Origin of the sequence: Phytomonospora endophytica, assembly GCF_014202425.1 — a bacterium.
Taxonomy (GTDB): Bacteria; Actinomycetota; Actinomycetes; order Mycobacteriales; family Micromonosporaceae; genus Phytomonospora; species Phytomonospora endophytica.
Genome location: NZ_JACHGT010000011.1, coordinates 70805 through 83839 on the forward strand (window position 1 = coordinate 70805; position 13035 = coordinate 83839).

Below are 13035 nucleotides of genomic sequence, written 5' to 3' on the forward strand. Positions count from 1 at the left end.
TTAAGCGAATGTGACTCACAGGTAAAGATCGCCGCCGATCGGAAATGTCGGTGCGGTTGGGGCCTTCCCGTCCCATTCGCGACGGGCCGTCGGGGCCCGGTGAGCAGCGGCGTAACCTGCCCGTGTGAGCCCACGAACCGTTCGGATCGGCACCCGTTCATCGCCCATGGCCGTCGCGCAGGCCGAGGCCGTCGCCCGTGCCCTGCGGCACCTGCATCCCGAGGACCGCACGGAACTGGTGCGCGTCACCACGTCCGGCGACCGCTGGACGGGCAGCCTCGCCGCCCTCGGCGGCAAGGGCGCCTTCACCCGCGAGCTCGACGCGATGCAGGTCGAAGGCGACTTCGAGGTCGGCGTGCACTGCCTGAAGGACGTGCCCGGTGACGTCGATCTGCCCGAGGGGCTGATGATCGCGGCCTACCTGGAGCGCGAGGACGCGCGCGATGTGGTGATCTCCCTGAGCGGCCGCGGGCTCGACGACCTGACGCCGGGCACGATCGTCGGGACGAGCTCGGTGCGCCGCCGCGCGCAGCTCGCCCGGCACTGGCCGGCGCTGAAGACCGCGCCGATCCGGGGCAACGCCAACAGCCGGTTGTCCAAACTGGACGGTGGTGGTCAGTTCGACGCCCTGATCCTGGCGCGCGCCGGACTCGCGCGGATCGGCCTGCCGCACCGCGAGACGGCCCTCGCCGACCCCGAGCGCATGATCCCCGCCATCGGCGCCGGCATCATCGTGGTCACGACGCGGACCACCGACGCGGCCACGCGTGAACTCGTCGAGCGCCTCGACCACGAGCCGACGCGGCAGGCCGCGACCGCCGAACGCGCGCTCCTGCGCGGTCTCGGCGGGAACTGCCACAGCCCCATCGCGGGCTGGGCCGTGCACGGCGAGCTCCTTTCGTTGCGCGGGGCCGTGTACAGCCCCGACGGCGCGGTGTTCCTGGAGGCCACGGCCAGCGGCAAGCCCGAGGAGGCCGCCGACATCGGCGCGGCCGTCGCGACCGAACTCCTCGCCGCCGGCGCGGCGGACGTGATCGCGGGGGCGGCGGAGGAGGCGGGGTAGGGCTCGCCGTGCCGTGATCGCGGTTCCCGCACGCCACCCGCCGGGCGTCCGGCCTGCTCGGCCGACGGCGAGGCGGCGACGGACACGCGCGTGGCGCTCGTCGAAGGCGGCGGCAGGCGTCTCGTCGCCACCGGGCGGGCGCCGCTCGCGCGTGATCTCGTCCAGCGTTACGCCCAAGGCGAGAGCATCCGCGCCTGTGCCGCCGACACCGGCCGCACGCCACCCGCCGGGCGTCCGGCCTGCTCGGCCGACGGCGAGGCGGCGACGGACACGCGCGTGGCACTTGTCGAAGGCGGCGGCAGGCGTCTCGTCGCCACCGGGCGGGCGCCGCTCGCGCGTGATCTCGTCCAGCGTTACGCCCAAGGCGAGAGCGTCCGCGCCTTTGCCGCCGACACCGGCCGCTCGTACGTGTTCGTCCACCGGCTCCTCGTCGAGCCGGGGGTGCGGTTACGCGCACGCGGTGGAGGACGGAAAGCCGAGACCTGAACCCGTTGCGCCGCAACTGCGGCTACGCGCACGCGGTGGCGGACGGCGTCGCGAGCAGGCGTGACGGCGCATTACCCTCGACCCGTGCCCGACCTCCACCTCACCCTCGACGTCACGCGGCGGCGTGGCCTCGCGCGGGATCTCGCCGGGCAGTTGCGCGAGGCCGTGCGCGACGGGCGCCTCGCCGCCGGGGCGGCGCTGCCGCCGAGTCGCGTCCTGGCCGCCGACCTGGGCGTGTCGCGCGGGGTGGTCGTCGAGGCCTACGCGCAGCTGACGGCCGAGGGCTTCCTGAGCTCGGCGCAGGGGTCGGGGACGCGGGTCGCCGACGTGCCGCAGCGGCCCGTCGCGCCGGTCCCGCCCACCGCGGCGCCCGCGCCGGCGGGGCTCAACATGCGCGTCGGCACACCCGACCTGACGGCCTTTCCCCGGCGGCAGTGGCTCACCGCGACCCGCCACGTCCTGGCGACCCTCCCGCACAGCGCCTTCGGCTACCCCGACCCCGGCGGCGTCGAACCGTTGCGCGAGGTTCTCGCCGGCTACCTGCGCCGGGTCCGCGCCGCCAGCGTCACCGCCGCCGACCTCACCGTCGTCGGCGGCGTCGCGCACGGCCTGAGCCTCCTCATGCGTGCCCTCGGCCCGCGCGACCTCGCCGTCGAGGACCCGACAAGTCCCCGCCAGCTTCCGCTGCTCACGTCCGCCGGCGCGCGGCTCCACCCCGTCCCCGTCGACGCCGAGGGCATGGACATCGCCGCGCTGTCGCGCGGTGCGGCCACCGCCGTCCTGCTCACCCCCGCGCACCAGTACCCGACCGGCGTCGTCCTGTCGGCGGCACGGCGGGCCGCGCTCGGGGAGTGGCTCGACCGTCCCGGTGCCGTCGCGGTCGAAGACGACTACGACGCCGAGTTCCGCTACGACCGCGACCCCGTCGGCTGCCTGCAGGGCCTTCGTCCAGATAGGACCGTCCTCATCGGATCGGTCTCGAAGGCCCTCGCGCCGGGTCTGCGGCTCGGCTGGATCGCCGCCCCACCGGCGATCACGGCGGCGATCCGGCGGATTCGCGCCGAGACCGACCTCGGCTCGCCGATGCTCGAACAGCACGTCCTCGCCCGCCTCATCGAGACCGGCGAATACGACCGTCACGTCCGCGCGATGCGCCAGCGTTACCGCTCCCGGCGTGACGCCCTCATCGCCGCGCTGGCCCGCCACATCCCCGGCTCCCGCGCGCACGGCGTCTCCGCCGGGCAGCACCTCTACGTCGAGCTGCCGCCGGGCGCCGACGAGGCCGCCGTCGTCGCCCGCGCCCGCGAGCTCGGTCTCGACCTCCCCGGCGGGTCCGAGTACCGGCTGGCTTCGAGGGGTCCGGCCGCGCTCGTCATCGGTTTCGCGGGGCTCTCGGAGCGCGTGCTGGACGACGTTGTCGCACGCCTCGGCCAGGCAGTCACAACCTAGTTGTACAACTGGGTTGTTCGCGCTAGAGTCTAGTCATGACCGACGGCATCGACTTCACACCCGAACAGATCGACGGCTACCTCACCCACTACACCCACCAGGTCGAGGCCGGCCGCAAGGCCGAGAAGATGCGCTCCTTCATGGTCACCATCGCCCGCACCGCCTACCCCGACATCTACACCCAGGCCCGCCTCGCCGAACTCACCGGCGTCAGCCAGCAGGCCATCAGCAAGACCGTCGCCGGCGGCAAACGGCGCCACGACACCGGCCCCTACCTCCTCGGCCGCGTCCTCGCCCTCGCCCTCGCCAGCGGCGAGAGCGACATCGGCGCCGTCGAGTCGCTGTCGACCCTGGCCGCCATGCGCATCCACACCGACGGCGTCCTCACCGCCAAGGCGCTCGCCCGGCTCCTTTCCTTCCTGCGCAAGGACATCACCGCGATCGCCGACCGCGACACCGCGCTCGCCGAACGCTTCACCGGGAGCCTCGACCAGATCGCACGACTGTCCACAGGAGACGGTGAGGAGCTGGACGTCCTCCTCGCCGCCGCCTTCGCCGGTGGCGAGTCGGGCACCGAGGTGCCGATCGGCGACGAGATGACCCGCGTGGCCATGACCGAGGGCTTCTACGCGCAACGCTTCGGCCTGCGCCACTCACCCGACGGCCTGCCCTTCGCGCCCGGCGGGAAGGTGCGCGGGGTCGCCGACATCGCCGCGGCCCTGCGCGAGGACTAGGGCTCACCGGCCGCGAGGACCGGCGGCGCCCCGCGAAAACCGATGGCGGGCGGGCGAACCGCTCGGCCAGAATTCCCTGATGATCGACAAGCGCTCCATCGACGAGGACCTGGCGCGCGCCCTCGTCGCCGGGCAGTTCCCGGAATGGCGCGACCTGCCCGTCCGCACCGTCGAGCGGCAGGGCTGGGACAACCGCACCTTCCGGCTCGGCGACGAGCTGTCCGTTCGGCTGCCCAGTGCCGAGGGCTACGTCGCGGGAGTCGCGAAGGAGGACCGGTGGCTGCCGGTCCTCGCCGGGCATCTCGACATGCCGGTGCCCGCGCCCGTCGCGGTTGGGAAGCCCGCCGAGGGCTACCCGTTCCCGTGGTCGGTGCGGCGATGGCTGCCGGGCGCGACCGTCCTGGACGCCGCCCCCGAGCGCACCGCCCTGGCCCGCGACGTCGGCGCCTTCCTGGTGGCGCTGCGGGAGGTCCCCGCCGACGGCGGACCGGTCGCCGGACGCCATTCCTTCTTTCGCGGCAGCCACCCCAGCGCCTACGCCGACGAGGTGCAGAACGCCCTCGCCGTCCTCGACGTCGACAGCGGTGCCTGCCGCGAGATCTGGCACGCCGCCATGACCTCGGTGTGGACCGAGCGGCCCGTCTGGTTCCACGGAGACGTCGCCGTCGGGAACCTGCTGGCCACCGGCGGGCGCCTGTCGGCGGTCATCGACTTCGGCACCTGCGGTGTCGGCGACCCGGCCTGCGACCTCGTCATGGCCTGGACCCACTTCGAGGGCGGAGAGCGCGCGGTCTTCCGCGAAGCCGCCGGACTCGACGACGACACCTGGCGTCGAGCCCGCGGCTGGGCGCTGTGGAAGTCCCTCGCCGTGATGGCCTTCGACGCCGACGCCGGGCTGCGAGCCGACCACACGCGCGTGCTCACCCAGGTGCTGGCCGATCCGGTCATCTGAACCGGCCGATCGGTGCCGGGCTGTCGCATATCGGCCACTACCTGCGTCGATCATCCGATTTAGGGGCGCCGGGCCGTGCTCGCGGTGGCAGCATGGACTCATGGCCAGGGACACGGGGCGGGTACTCCGCGTGATCGCCGAGATGCCCGCAGGACAGCAGGCCTCCGCCGCACTCGTGGCGGAGACCTACGAGATGGACGCGTCGTTCGTGATCGCCGCGGTTCGCGAACTCGCGGCGACCGGATACATCCAGGCGACGGAGGCGGGTGACTGCCCGATCGTCCAGGGCATCACACCACTCGGCCGCCGGTGGGTGGCCTCGCACCACGCCGCCGTCGCGCACAGCTTCTGGGGGACGTAGGCGAAGATTGGTCCGCGTGATCGCGCCTTGATTGGTACGGACTCGCAGACCAATTCCGCTTAGCGTTGCGAGGTATGACCCCCTCGCAGAAACGCGGCGCCGTGCAGGCGACCGCCGGGATGCTGCTCGTCGGCACCCTCGTGGCCGTGTCCGCGCGCATCGGCGACTATCCCGTCTACGGCGGCCAGGCCCTCCGTTACGCCGTCGGCGCGGCGGCGCTGCTCGCCGTGCTGGCGATCCGCCGGCCACCGCCGGTCCGGCCGACGCCTCGGCAATGGGCGCTGCTGGCCGTGCTGTCGTCGACGGGGCTGGTCGTCTTCAACGTGTGCATCGTCGTCGGCAACTCCTACGCCAGTCCTGCCACGATCGGCACCATCGTCGGCTCCGGGCCGATCGTCATGGCCGTACTCGGGCCGCTGGTCGCGCGCTCGGGACGGCCCGCCGCGCGCGTCCTCGTCGCCGCCGGGATCGTGACGGCCGGGACCGCGATCGCGACCGGCCTCGGCGGTGCGAGTCTGCCCGGCGTGCTCCTCGCCCTCGGCGCCCTGGCGGGGGAGGTGTCGTTCTCGCTGCTGGCCGTGCCGTTGCTGCCGACGCTGGGGGCGCTGCGGGTGTCGGCGTATTCGGCGGCGATCGCCGTGCCGATGCTGCTCGGCATCGGACTCGCCGTCGACGGGACCGGCGTCCTGCGGGTGCCGACGCGCGACGAGCTCATCGCCTTCGTCTACCTCGGCGTGGTCGTGACCGCGGGCGCGTTCCTGCTCTGGTACGACGCCCTGCCGCGTCTGGGCGCCGACCGCGCCGGGCTCTTCGCGGGCGTGATGCCGGTCGGCGCCGTGCTGACGATGGTGGTGCTGGGCGTGGGGACGCCGTCGGTGCCGGAACTGGCCGGGGCGGGACTGGTCGTCGCGGGGATCGTCTACGGCGTGGGGATCACTGCGTCGAGGTCTGGACGGGGTGGGCGTAGTCGGACGGGCACACCCAGATCCACAGCGCGTAACCTCGTCCGATCGTGATGCGGGTGGGGTCCCCGTCGAAGGTGCCGGCGTCGTCGGGGACCCAGAGGTCGTCACCGTGCCATTCGCCGCCCTCGACCTTGAGGAAGAGGCGCAGGGGCTCGCCGCAGTCGCAGACCATGTCGGACGGGTCGGAGAGAGTCCAGGACGCGAAACCGCCGACCTTCCAGCCGGTCGTGATCGAGCGGCCCCAGGTGTAGGTGACCCGGCCGGCCTCCCACTCCTCGATGCGGGCGAGGAGGCCGGGCGGCAGGAGGTGGCCGTACTCGTACTCGGTGACCTGCTCGGGGGCGACGGTGCAGGGGGCGGGGACGTACCAGGACTGGAACACCGTGGGCGGGGGCGGTTCGGCGACTGTTCCGCCGACATCGGCGGCCGTGCGCCAGAAGACCGAGACGGCCGGGACGAAGGCCTCGTGGTCGAGCGGGCACCACAGCACCTGGGCGAGGTCGGTACCCGGCGGGCCGAAGAAGTCGGGGACGTCGCGCCGGAAGAGCTGCGCGACGGGGATCAGCGGGACGGGCGTGCCGTCGGTGAGGGCGCCGATCGGGTCGCCGCCGGGTGCTTCGACGGCGTCGAGGTCGCTGTACTCCAGGAGGTCCGTGTGCGCCTCGCGGCAGACGGGCCACGGCTCGCCGGCGGGCCAGAGGAGGGGACCACCGACGTTGGATTCGGTGGACGCGGGCGTCCCTTGGCGGGGATGGAGGCGGGTGGCGGTGCGGCGGTGGGCGGCGAGCTCGGGGAAGCGGGTCTCGATGCTGGCGAGGTGCTGGGGGGTGCTGGGCATGGGCGTCCTACTGCCTGGAGGTGTGGGCGGGGCGGGTGAGGTCGGCGGGGCGGACCCAGATCCCGCGGGTGTGGCCGCTCCCGATGGTGACGCTTGTGGGCCTCCCTCGGCCCGGCTCGCCTCGTCGCGACGGGAGCCGCGTCGTGGTCGTCCGGGAAACGGGTCTCGATGCCGGGCACCCCTGGATGCTAGGTCCCGCCCCCGACACCGGCCCCGGGCACACCCGTGCCCGGGGCGCGCGGCGGCGTCCGGCTCAGCCGAACTGTCCGGCGCGGTACGAGCCGCCCGGCATGCGGGCGATGACGCCCATCCGGTTGGCGGCGTTGATCAGGCTGATCACCATGACCAGCGCGGCGAGCTGCTCCTCGTCGTAGTGCTTCGCCGCGTTTTCCCACACGTGGTCGCCGACGCCGCCGGCGGCGTCGGCGATGCGGGTGCCCTCCTCGGTCAGCTCCAGGGCGGCGCGTTCGGCGTCGGTGTACACCGTCGACTCGCGCCAGGTCGCCACGAGGTTGACGCGGACGGCGTCCTCACCGGCGTGGGCGAGCTCCTTGGTGTGGGCGTCGGTGCAGTACCCGCAGCCGTTGATCTGGCTCGCGCGCAGGCTCACCATCTCGATCAGCGGCCGCGGCAGCCCCGAGCCCTTGATGATTGCGCCGGACGCGGCCCCGAAGTGCTTCTGGGCCTTGACGACGGTCTCGCTCGCGGCGAGGTTCAGGCGAACGGTCATGGTGGGGTCTCCCTGTCTTCGGTCCCGGTGCGTCTCACCGGCCGGACATGAGATGCCGCCGCTTCGAAGCCTGTGACAGTGACGCACGCCACGGCACCGCCTTGACGTGCATCCGTCACCGCACGTCCAACGCAAGACAGCTTCTTGCAAAGAACCGTCCTACACTTTCGGTCATGACACGTCGCATCAGTGAGGTCGCCAAGAAGGCCGGGGTCAGCGAGGCCACCGTCAGCCGCGTCCTCAACGGCCGCCAGGGCGTCGCCGAGACCACCCGGGCGGCCGTCCTGACCGCCCTCGACGTCCTCGGCTACGAACGTCCCACCAAGCTCCGCGGCGAACGCGCCCGCCTCGTCGGCCTGGTCCTCCCCGAACTCCAGAACCCGATCTTCCCGGCCTTCGCCGAGGTCGTCGCCGGCGCGCTCGCCCAGCGCGGCTTCACCCCCGCGCTCTGCGCGCGCACCATAGGCGGCGTCCAGGAGTCCGACTACGTCGACATGCTCCTCGACCACCAGGTCTCCGGCGTGATCTTCGCCGGCGGCCAGTACGCCCTGGCCAACGCCGACCACACCCACTACTCCCGCTTCACCGACCGCGGCCTGCCCGTCGTCCTCATCAACGCCGGTGTCGAGAACCTCGGCTTCTCCCGCATCTCCGCCGACGACGCCGTCGCCGTCGAGCAGGCCTTCGGCCACCTCGTCTCCCTCGGCCACGAACGCATCGGGCTCGTCCTCGGTGCCGAGGACCACCTCCCGTCGCGGCGCAAGACCGAAGGACTGCGCGTCGCCGCCGCCCGGCTCGGCTCGCCGCTGGCCGACCCGGCGCGCGTCGAGGAGTGCATCGAGCGCTCGCCCTTCTCGATGGAGGGCGCGCGGGCCGCGGCGACGCGGCTCGTGCAGCGCGGTGTCACCGGCATCATCTGCGCCAGCGACGTCATGGCACTGGGGGCCGTGCGGGCCGTGCGGCGCATGGGCCTGCGGGTGCCCGAGGACGTGTCGGTCATCGGTTTCGACGACTCGGCGCTGATGACGTGCACCGACCCGCCGCTGACGACGGTCCGTCAGCCGATCGAGGCGATGGGCCAGGCCGCCGTCGACCTGCTCGCCAACCTCATCGACGGCGCCGCCATCACCCCCGACGAGCTGCTGTTCGAGCCCGAGCTGGTGGTCCGGGGCTCGACGGGGCCGGCGCCCAGGGACTGACGGCACGCGAGAAAAGGGCGGGATCCGGACGGATCCCGCCCTTTTGCATGCCCGAAACCGGATGTTGATCTGTCTATAAGTTCCATCTGCAAGTTGAAATCTTGCAGAAACAGATTCGGTTCTGTATGTTCAGCGGCAACCTTCATGACATGACCTACCTCACAAGACAGCCCGACACCCGGAAGGTCCCACCCCAAATGAAGCGCTCCCTGTACGGCAGGGCGACCGCCCTGGTCGTCGCGGCCGGTCTGGCGTTCAGCCTCACCGCCTGCGGCGACGACGAAGAGCCCCAGCAGGACGGTCCGGTGACGCTCGTCGTCAACGGCCTGCCGCCGGAGACCGAGAAGGTCAACCGCGAGAAGTTCCTCGCCGACGTCGCCGAGTTCGAAGCCGCCAATCCCGACATCACCATCGACGCCCGCGAAGGCAAGATGGTCCCCGAGGAGTTCCAGGCCAAGCTCGCCGGCGGCCAGCTCGAAGACGTGTTCTACACGTACTTCACCGACCCCGCCGGGCTCATCGCGCGGCACCAGGTCGCCGACATCACCGACTACGTCAAGGACTTCCCCGCCCTCGCCCAGATCCGGCCCGAACTGATGGCCGTCTACTCCGACGACAAGGGCCGCGTCTACGGCGTCCCGCAGGGCAACTACTCCACCGGGCTGGTCTACAACCGGGCGCTGTTCGAGAAGGCCGGGCTCGATCCCAACAGCCCGCCGAAGACCTGGGCCGACGTCCGCACCGCCGCGCAGAAGATCGCCGCGCTCGGCAAGGACTACGTCGGCTACGGCGAGTACAGCAAGAACAACACCGGCGGCTGGCACTTCACGACCGCGCTGTACTCCGTCGGCGGCGACCTCGCCGTCAACGAGGGCGGGACGTGGAAGGCGTCGTTCAACAACGACCTCGGCAAGCAGGTCCTGCAGAACCTCAAGGACATGCGCTGGACCGATGACAGCATGGGCACCCGTCAGGGCCTCGAATACGCCGACCTGCTGCGGCTGATGGGCTCGGGCAAGCTCGGCATGTACCTCGGCGACGCGAACATGCTGCCGACGATCGTGCAGGAGTACAAGGGCGAGTACAAGGACTACGGACTCGGCCCCATCCCGGGCGGCACCGCGACCCTCGCCGGCGGCGACGGGTACATGTTCAACGCCAAGGCGAGCCCCGCGACGATCCGCGCGGGCCTGAAGTGGCTGACCTACGCCTTCGCCAACCCCGACCCGGCGCGCATCGAGTTCAACACGAAGTGGTCGTCCGACACCGGGAGCCCCGTCGGGCTGCCCGAGCCGCAGATCTGGGCCGGTGACGCCGCCAAGGCCCTCACCGACGCGCGGGCGAAGTACGCCAACATGCCGGTCGAGAACTTCTCGCCCTTCGTCAACGCGATGAGCACGATCCCGCTGAAGCTGGAACCGCCGAACGCGCAGGCCCTCTACGCGCTGCTGGACGTGCCGATGAACAAGGTGCTGACCGACGAGAACGCCGACATAGCCGCGTTGCTGGCCGACGCGGAGACGCAGGCGAACTCGATCCTCGCGGCCGTGAAGTGACGGGTTAGGGCTCCACGCCCGGCTCACCTCGCACGGCCCGGCGGGTTTCCCTTCGGCCGGCCGGGCACGCGGGTGCCGAGCAGCCTCCGGGCTCGGCACCCGCGGCCGCGGCGGGTTCGCCGCCGGGGAGGGACGTTCCGTGGGGCCGGGTTTCCGGCCCTGGGAGGTGCCGCCTCGCGAGGGGACTCGGCTCTCGGGTCGGGTGCCGGCTCTCGGGTCGGGTGCTCTACGGGCCGCCGCGTTCCGCTCGGGGTGGGTCTTCGCTCCGGGGTGGGTCGGTCCACCGGGTGGGTCGGTCCACCGGGTCGCGTCGTCCTGCCGGGGTGGCTCGATCCACTGGGTCGGCTCGGTCCACCGGGGTGGGTCGTCCCGCCTGGCTTGCGTCGTCCCGCCGGGTCGTCTCGATCCACCGGGTCGGCTCGTCCCACCAGGGCGTCTCGGTCCACCCGGTCGCGTCGTTCCCCAGAGTCGCGTCGCCGCCCGAGCGGCCCGCGAACCCCACGCGGTCACTGCCGCCCGGCCCGTCACCCCGTCACCCCGCCGCCGTCACCGCATCCCCGTCACCGCACCCCGTCACCCCCCGTCGCCCAGAACCCAAGCCAGGGGCCTCCCGGCCTCCTCCCTACATCTGACGGTAGATCGGCGCCACGCGCGGCCGTCGAACATGAAAGGGCTTTCCTGTGGACAACAGGACCAATGTGGACAACCCACAGTGGACGGACCCGGCCGTGGCGCCGGGCCGCCGTCCCGCCCCTCCGGGGCCGTCGAGCGGCGGCCGGCCATGACCGGCCCCGCCACCACCGGCCCCACCACCGGCGCGGCCGTCCCGAAGGACCGGACGAACCCCGGCGGCCGCGAGAACTCCCCCCAGTGGTCGCGCCTCCCCGACGCGCCCGACCCCACCCCGCGCAGGCCCAACGGCCTGGCCGCCCGCATCCCCGTGCGCATCCGCCGCAAACTCGGCGACAACGCCCTCGCCTACCTCTTCCTCGCCGCCGGCCTCGCGTGCTTCGCGCTCTTCTCCTGGTATCCCCTCGTCCGCGGCGTGATCCTGTCCTTCCAGCAGGTCAACTTCGTCACCGACCCCTACTGGGTCGGCACCGAGAACTACGACTCCCTCTTCGCCGATCCGCTGTTCTGGACGGCCTGGAAGAACACCCTCGTCTTCACCGGCATCGCCCTCGTCCTCGGCTTCGCCGTCCCCTTCGTCCTCGCGGTGTTCCTCAACGAACTCCGCGCCCTCAAGGGCTTCTTCCGCATCGCGGTCTAACTCCCGCTGATGCTCCCGCCGATCGTCGTCGTCCTGCTGTGGCAGTACTTCTACGACCCCGGCAACGGCCTGTTCAACTCGATCCTCAGCGGCATCGGCCTCCCGCCGTCGCAGTGGGTCCAGTCGCCCGACACCGCGATGGTCTCCCTCGTCCTCGTCGCGACCTGGGCGAACCTCGGCGGCACCACGATCATCTACCTCGCCGCCCTCCAGAACATCCCCGGCGAGCTCTACGAGGCCGCCGAACTCGAAGGCGCGAGCGTCTGGCAGCGCGTCCGGCACGTGACGATCCCGCAGACGCGTTTCGTCCTGCTCGTCATGCTGCTGCTGCAGATCATCTCCACGATGCAGGTCTTCATCGAGCCCTACCAGCTGACCGGCACGACCAACCCGGACACGATCACCGTGATGGTCCTGGTCTACCGGTACGCGTTCACCGTCAACCACGACTTCGGGCTCGCCGCGGCGATGAGCGTCGTCCTGTTCGTCGTCCTCGCGCTGTTCTCCGCGATCTACCTGCGCGTCACCCGCGAAAGGGAGTCGGCATGACCCGGACCCTCATCTCCGAGACCGTCCTGCGGCGCAGGCGCGGCCGGCTCCTGCACCTGACCGCCGTCGCGGTGACGGTCGTCGTGTTCGCGTTCGTCTTCCTCTTCCCCCTGTACTGGATGGTCACCGGCGCGGTGAAGGACCCCGACGAGCTCGCGCGGGCCACACCGACGCTGATCCCCGAGACGTGGAACCTCGACTCCTTCGCCACGGCCTGGACGCAGCTCCAGATCGGGAAGTACTTCCTCAACACCGCCTTCTACGCCGTGGGCGGCTGGTTCATCCAGATCGCCGTCGACGTGTGCGCCGCCTACGCCCTGTCGCGCCTGCGGCCGTGGGGCGGCCGGGTCGTCCTCGGCGCGATGCTGGCGAGCCTCATGCTCCCGGCGACGGCGCTGCTGATCCCGGCCTACATGACCGTCGCCGACGTCCCGCTGTTCGGCGTGAACCTGCTGAACACGCCCTGGGCGCTGTGGCTTCCGGCCGCCGCGAACGCCTTCAACATCTACCTGCTGAAGCGTTTCTTCGACCAGATCCCCGGTGAACTCCTCGACGCCGCCAGCATCGACGGCGCCGGACGGCTGCGGATCCTGTGGAGTGTCGTGCTCCCACTGTCGCGGCCGGTGCTGTCGGTGGTGTCGATCTTCGCCGTCATCGGCATGTGGAAGGACTTCCTCTGGCCCTTCCTCGTCCTGCAGGACCCCGACACCCAGACCCTCAGCGTCGCGCTGAGCCGCCTGGCCAACACCAGTTACATCACCGACAGCGAGATGTTCGCCGGTCTCGTCATCGCCAGCGTCCCCATGGTCGTGATCTTCCTCGCGCTGCAACGCCAGATCCTCGCCGGACTGTCCGCCGGCGGGGTCAAGGGCTGAACCCGGCC

Annotated in this window: 14 protein-coding genes; 12 read left to right on the top strand and 2 right to left on the bottom strand. The window is 71.7% G+C overall.

The features are described from left to right. Window positions 1-124: 124 nt before the first annotated feature. From hemC to HNR73_RS24180, 7 genes are all read left to right on the top strand, one after another. Window positions 125-1063, top strand: coding sequence for a hydroxymethylbilane synthase (gene hemC, locus HNR73_RS24150; protein WP_239122285.1), 939 nt, complete (start codon window positions 125-127; stop codon window positions 1061-1063). A gap of 90 nt (window positions 1064-1153) precedes the next feature. Next, complete coding sequence (locus HNR73_RS41330; RefSeq protein ID WP_239122284.1) at window positions 1154-1549, top strand: helix-turn-helix domain-containing protein; 396 nt, start codon at window positions 1154-1156, stop codon at window positions 1547-1549. Window positions 1550-1633: 84 nt separating this feature from the next. After that, window positions 1634-2998, top strand: coding sequence for a MocR-like pyridoxine biosynthesis transcription factor PdxR (pdxR, locus tag HNR73_RS24160; RefSeq protein ID WP_184789892.1), 1365 nt, complete (start codon window positions 1634-1636; stop codon window positions 2996-2998). A gap of 35 nt (window positions 2999-3033) precedes the next feature. Further along, entirely contained in the window at window positions 3034-3732 is a 699-nt protein-coding gene (locus tag HNR73_RS24165; RefSeq protein WP_184789893.1) for a hypothetical protein, read from the top strand. A gap of 79 nt (window positions 3733-3811) precedes the next feature. After that, window positions 3812-4684 (top strand): aminoglycoside phosphotransferase family protein, encoded by an 873-nt coding sequence (locus tag HNR73_RS24170; RefSeq protein ID WP_184789894.1) that lies wholly within the window; start codon window positions 3812-3814, stop codon window positions 4682-4684. Between the two features lie 100 nt (window positions 4685-4784). After that, complete coding sequence (locus tag HNR73_RS24175; RefSeq protein WP_184789895.1) at window positions 4785-5045, top strand: hypothetical protein; 261 nt, start codon at window positions 4785-4787, stop codon at window positions 5043-5045. A gap of 74 nt (window positions 5046-5119) precedes the next feature. Next, the gene (locus HNR73_RS24180) at window positions 5120-6061 is read left to right on the top strand and encodes a DMT family transporter (protein ID WP_203686712.1); all 942 of its coding nucleotides are present in this window, start codon (window positions 5120-5122) and stop codon (window positions 6059-6061) included. Here the strand turns inward: HNR73_RS24180 and HNR73_RS24185 are convergent. Continuing rightward, on the bottom strand, window positions 5979-6848 hold the full coding sequence (locus HNR73_RS24185) for a hypothetical protein (RefSeq protein WP_184789896.1): 870 nt from the start codon (window positions 6846-6848) through the stop codon (window positions 5979-5981). The genes HNR73_RS24180 and HNR73_RS24185 overlap by 83 nt on opposite strands. A 253-nt stretch (window positions 6849-7101) precedes the next feature. Continuing rightward, on the bottom strand, window positions 7102-7578 hold the full coding sequence (locus HNR73_RS24190; RefSeq protein ID WP_184789897.1) for a carboxymuconolactone decarboxylase family protein: 477 nt from the start codon (window positions 7576-7578) through the stop codon (window positions 7102-7104). A gap of 173 nt (window positions 7579-7751) precedes the next feature. Here HNR73_RS24190 and HNR73_RS24195 point away from each other — a divergent pair, with 173 nt between their 5' ends. The 5 genes from HNR73_RS24195 to HNR73_RS24210 all read left to right on the top strand — a co-directional run bounded on the left by HNR73_RS24195 (window position 7752) and on the right by HNR73_RS24210 (window position 13027). Continuing rightward, the gene (locus HNR73_RS24195) at window positions 7752-8777 is read left to right on the top strand and encodes a LacI family DNA-binding transcriptional regulator (RefSeq protein WP_184789898.1); all 1026 of its coding nucleotides are present in this window, start codon (window positions 7752-7754) and stop codon (window positions 8775-8777) included. 197 nt (window positions 8778-8974) lie between these two features. Then, on the top strand, window positions 8975-10333 hold the full coding sequence (locus HNR73_RS24200) for an ABC transporter substrate-binding protein (protein WP_184790082.1): 1359 nt from the start codon (window positions 8975-8977) through the stop codon (window positions 10331-10333). Window positions 10334-11114: 781 nt separating this feature from the next. Then, complete coding sequence (locus HNR73_RS40080; RefSeq protein ID WP_239122282.1) at window positions 11115-11603, top strand: carbohydrate ABC transporter permease; 489 nt, start codon at window positions 11115-11117, stop codon at window positions 11601-11603. Between the two features lie 9 nt (window positions 11604-11612). Continuing rightward, on the top strand, window positions 11613-12152 hold the full coding sequence (locus HNR73_RS40085; protein WP_239122281.1) for a carbohydrate ABC transporter permease: 540 nt from the start codon (window positions 11613-11615) through the stop codon (window positions 12150-12152). Then, window positions 12149-13027, top strand: coding sequence for a carbohydrate ABC transporter permease (locus HNR73_RS24210; RefSeq protein WP_184789899.1), 879 nt, complete (start codon window positions 12149-12151; stop codon window positions 13025-13027). Before HNR73_RS40085 ends, HNR73_RS24210 begins: the two co-directional genes overlap by 4 nt. The last annotated feature ends 8 nt before the right edge of the window (window positions 13028-13035 follow it).

Excerpts from the sequence above, each read along its gene's own strand:
- HNR73_RS24165 (WP_184789893.1), top strand. The coding sequence starts at position 3,034 with ATGACCGACGGCATCGACTTCACACCCGAACAGATCGACGGCTACCTC.
- HNR73_RS24170 (WP_184789894.1), top strand. The coding sequence starts at position 3,812 with ATGATCGACAAGCGCTCCATCGACGAGGACCTGGCGCGCGCCCTCGTC.
- HNR73_RS24175 (WP_184789895.1), top strand. The coding sequence starts at position 4,785 with ATGGCCAGGGACACGGGGCGGGTACTCCGCGTGATCGCCGAGATGCCC.
- HNR73_RS24180 (WP_203686712.1), top strand. The coding sequence starts at position 5,120 with ATGACCCCCTCGCAGAAACGCGGCGCCGTGCAGGCGACCGCCGGGATG.
- HNR73_RS24185 (WP_184789896.1), bottom strand. The coding sequence starts at position 6,848 with ATGCCCAGCACCCCCCAGCACCTCGCCAGCATCGAGACCCGCTTCCCC.
- HNR73_RS24190 (WP_184789897.1), bottom strand. The coding sequence starts at position 7,578 with ATGACCGTTCGCCTGAACCTCGCCGCGAGCGAGACCGTCGTCAAGGCC.
- HNR73_RS24195 (WP_184789898.1), top strand. The coding sequence starts at position 7,752 with ATGACACGTCGCATCAGTGAGGTCGCCAAGAAGGCCGGGGTCAGCGAG.
- HNR73_RS24200 (WP_184790082.1), top strand. The coding sequence starts at position 8,975 with ATGAAGCGCTCCCTGTACGGCAGGGCGACCGCCCTGGTCGTCGCGGCC.
- HNR73_RS40080 (WP_239122282.1), top strand. The coding sequence starts at position 11,115 with ATGACCGGCCCCGCCACCACCGGCCCCACCACCGGCGCGGCCGTCCCG.
- HNR73_RS40085 (WP_239122281.1), top strand. The coding sequence starts at position 11,613 with ATGCTCCCGCCGATCGTCGTCGTCCTGCTGTGGCAGTACTTCTACGAC.
- HNR73_RS24210 (WP_184789899.1), top strand. The coding sequence starts at position 12,149 with ATGACCCGGACCCTCATCTCCGAGACCGTCCTGCGGCGCAGGCGCGGC.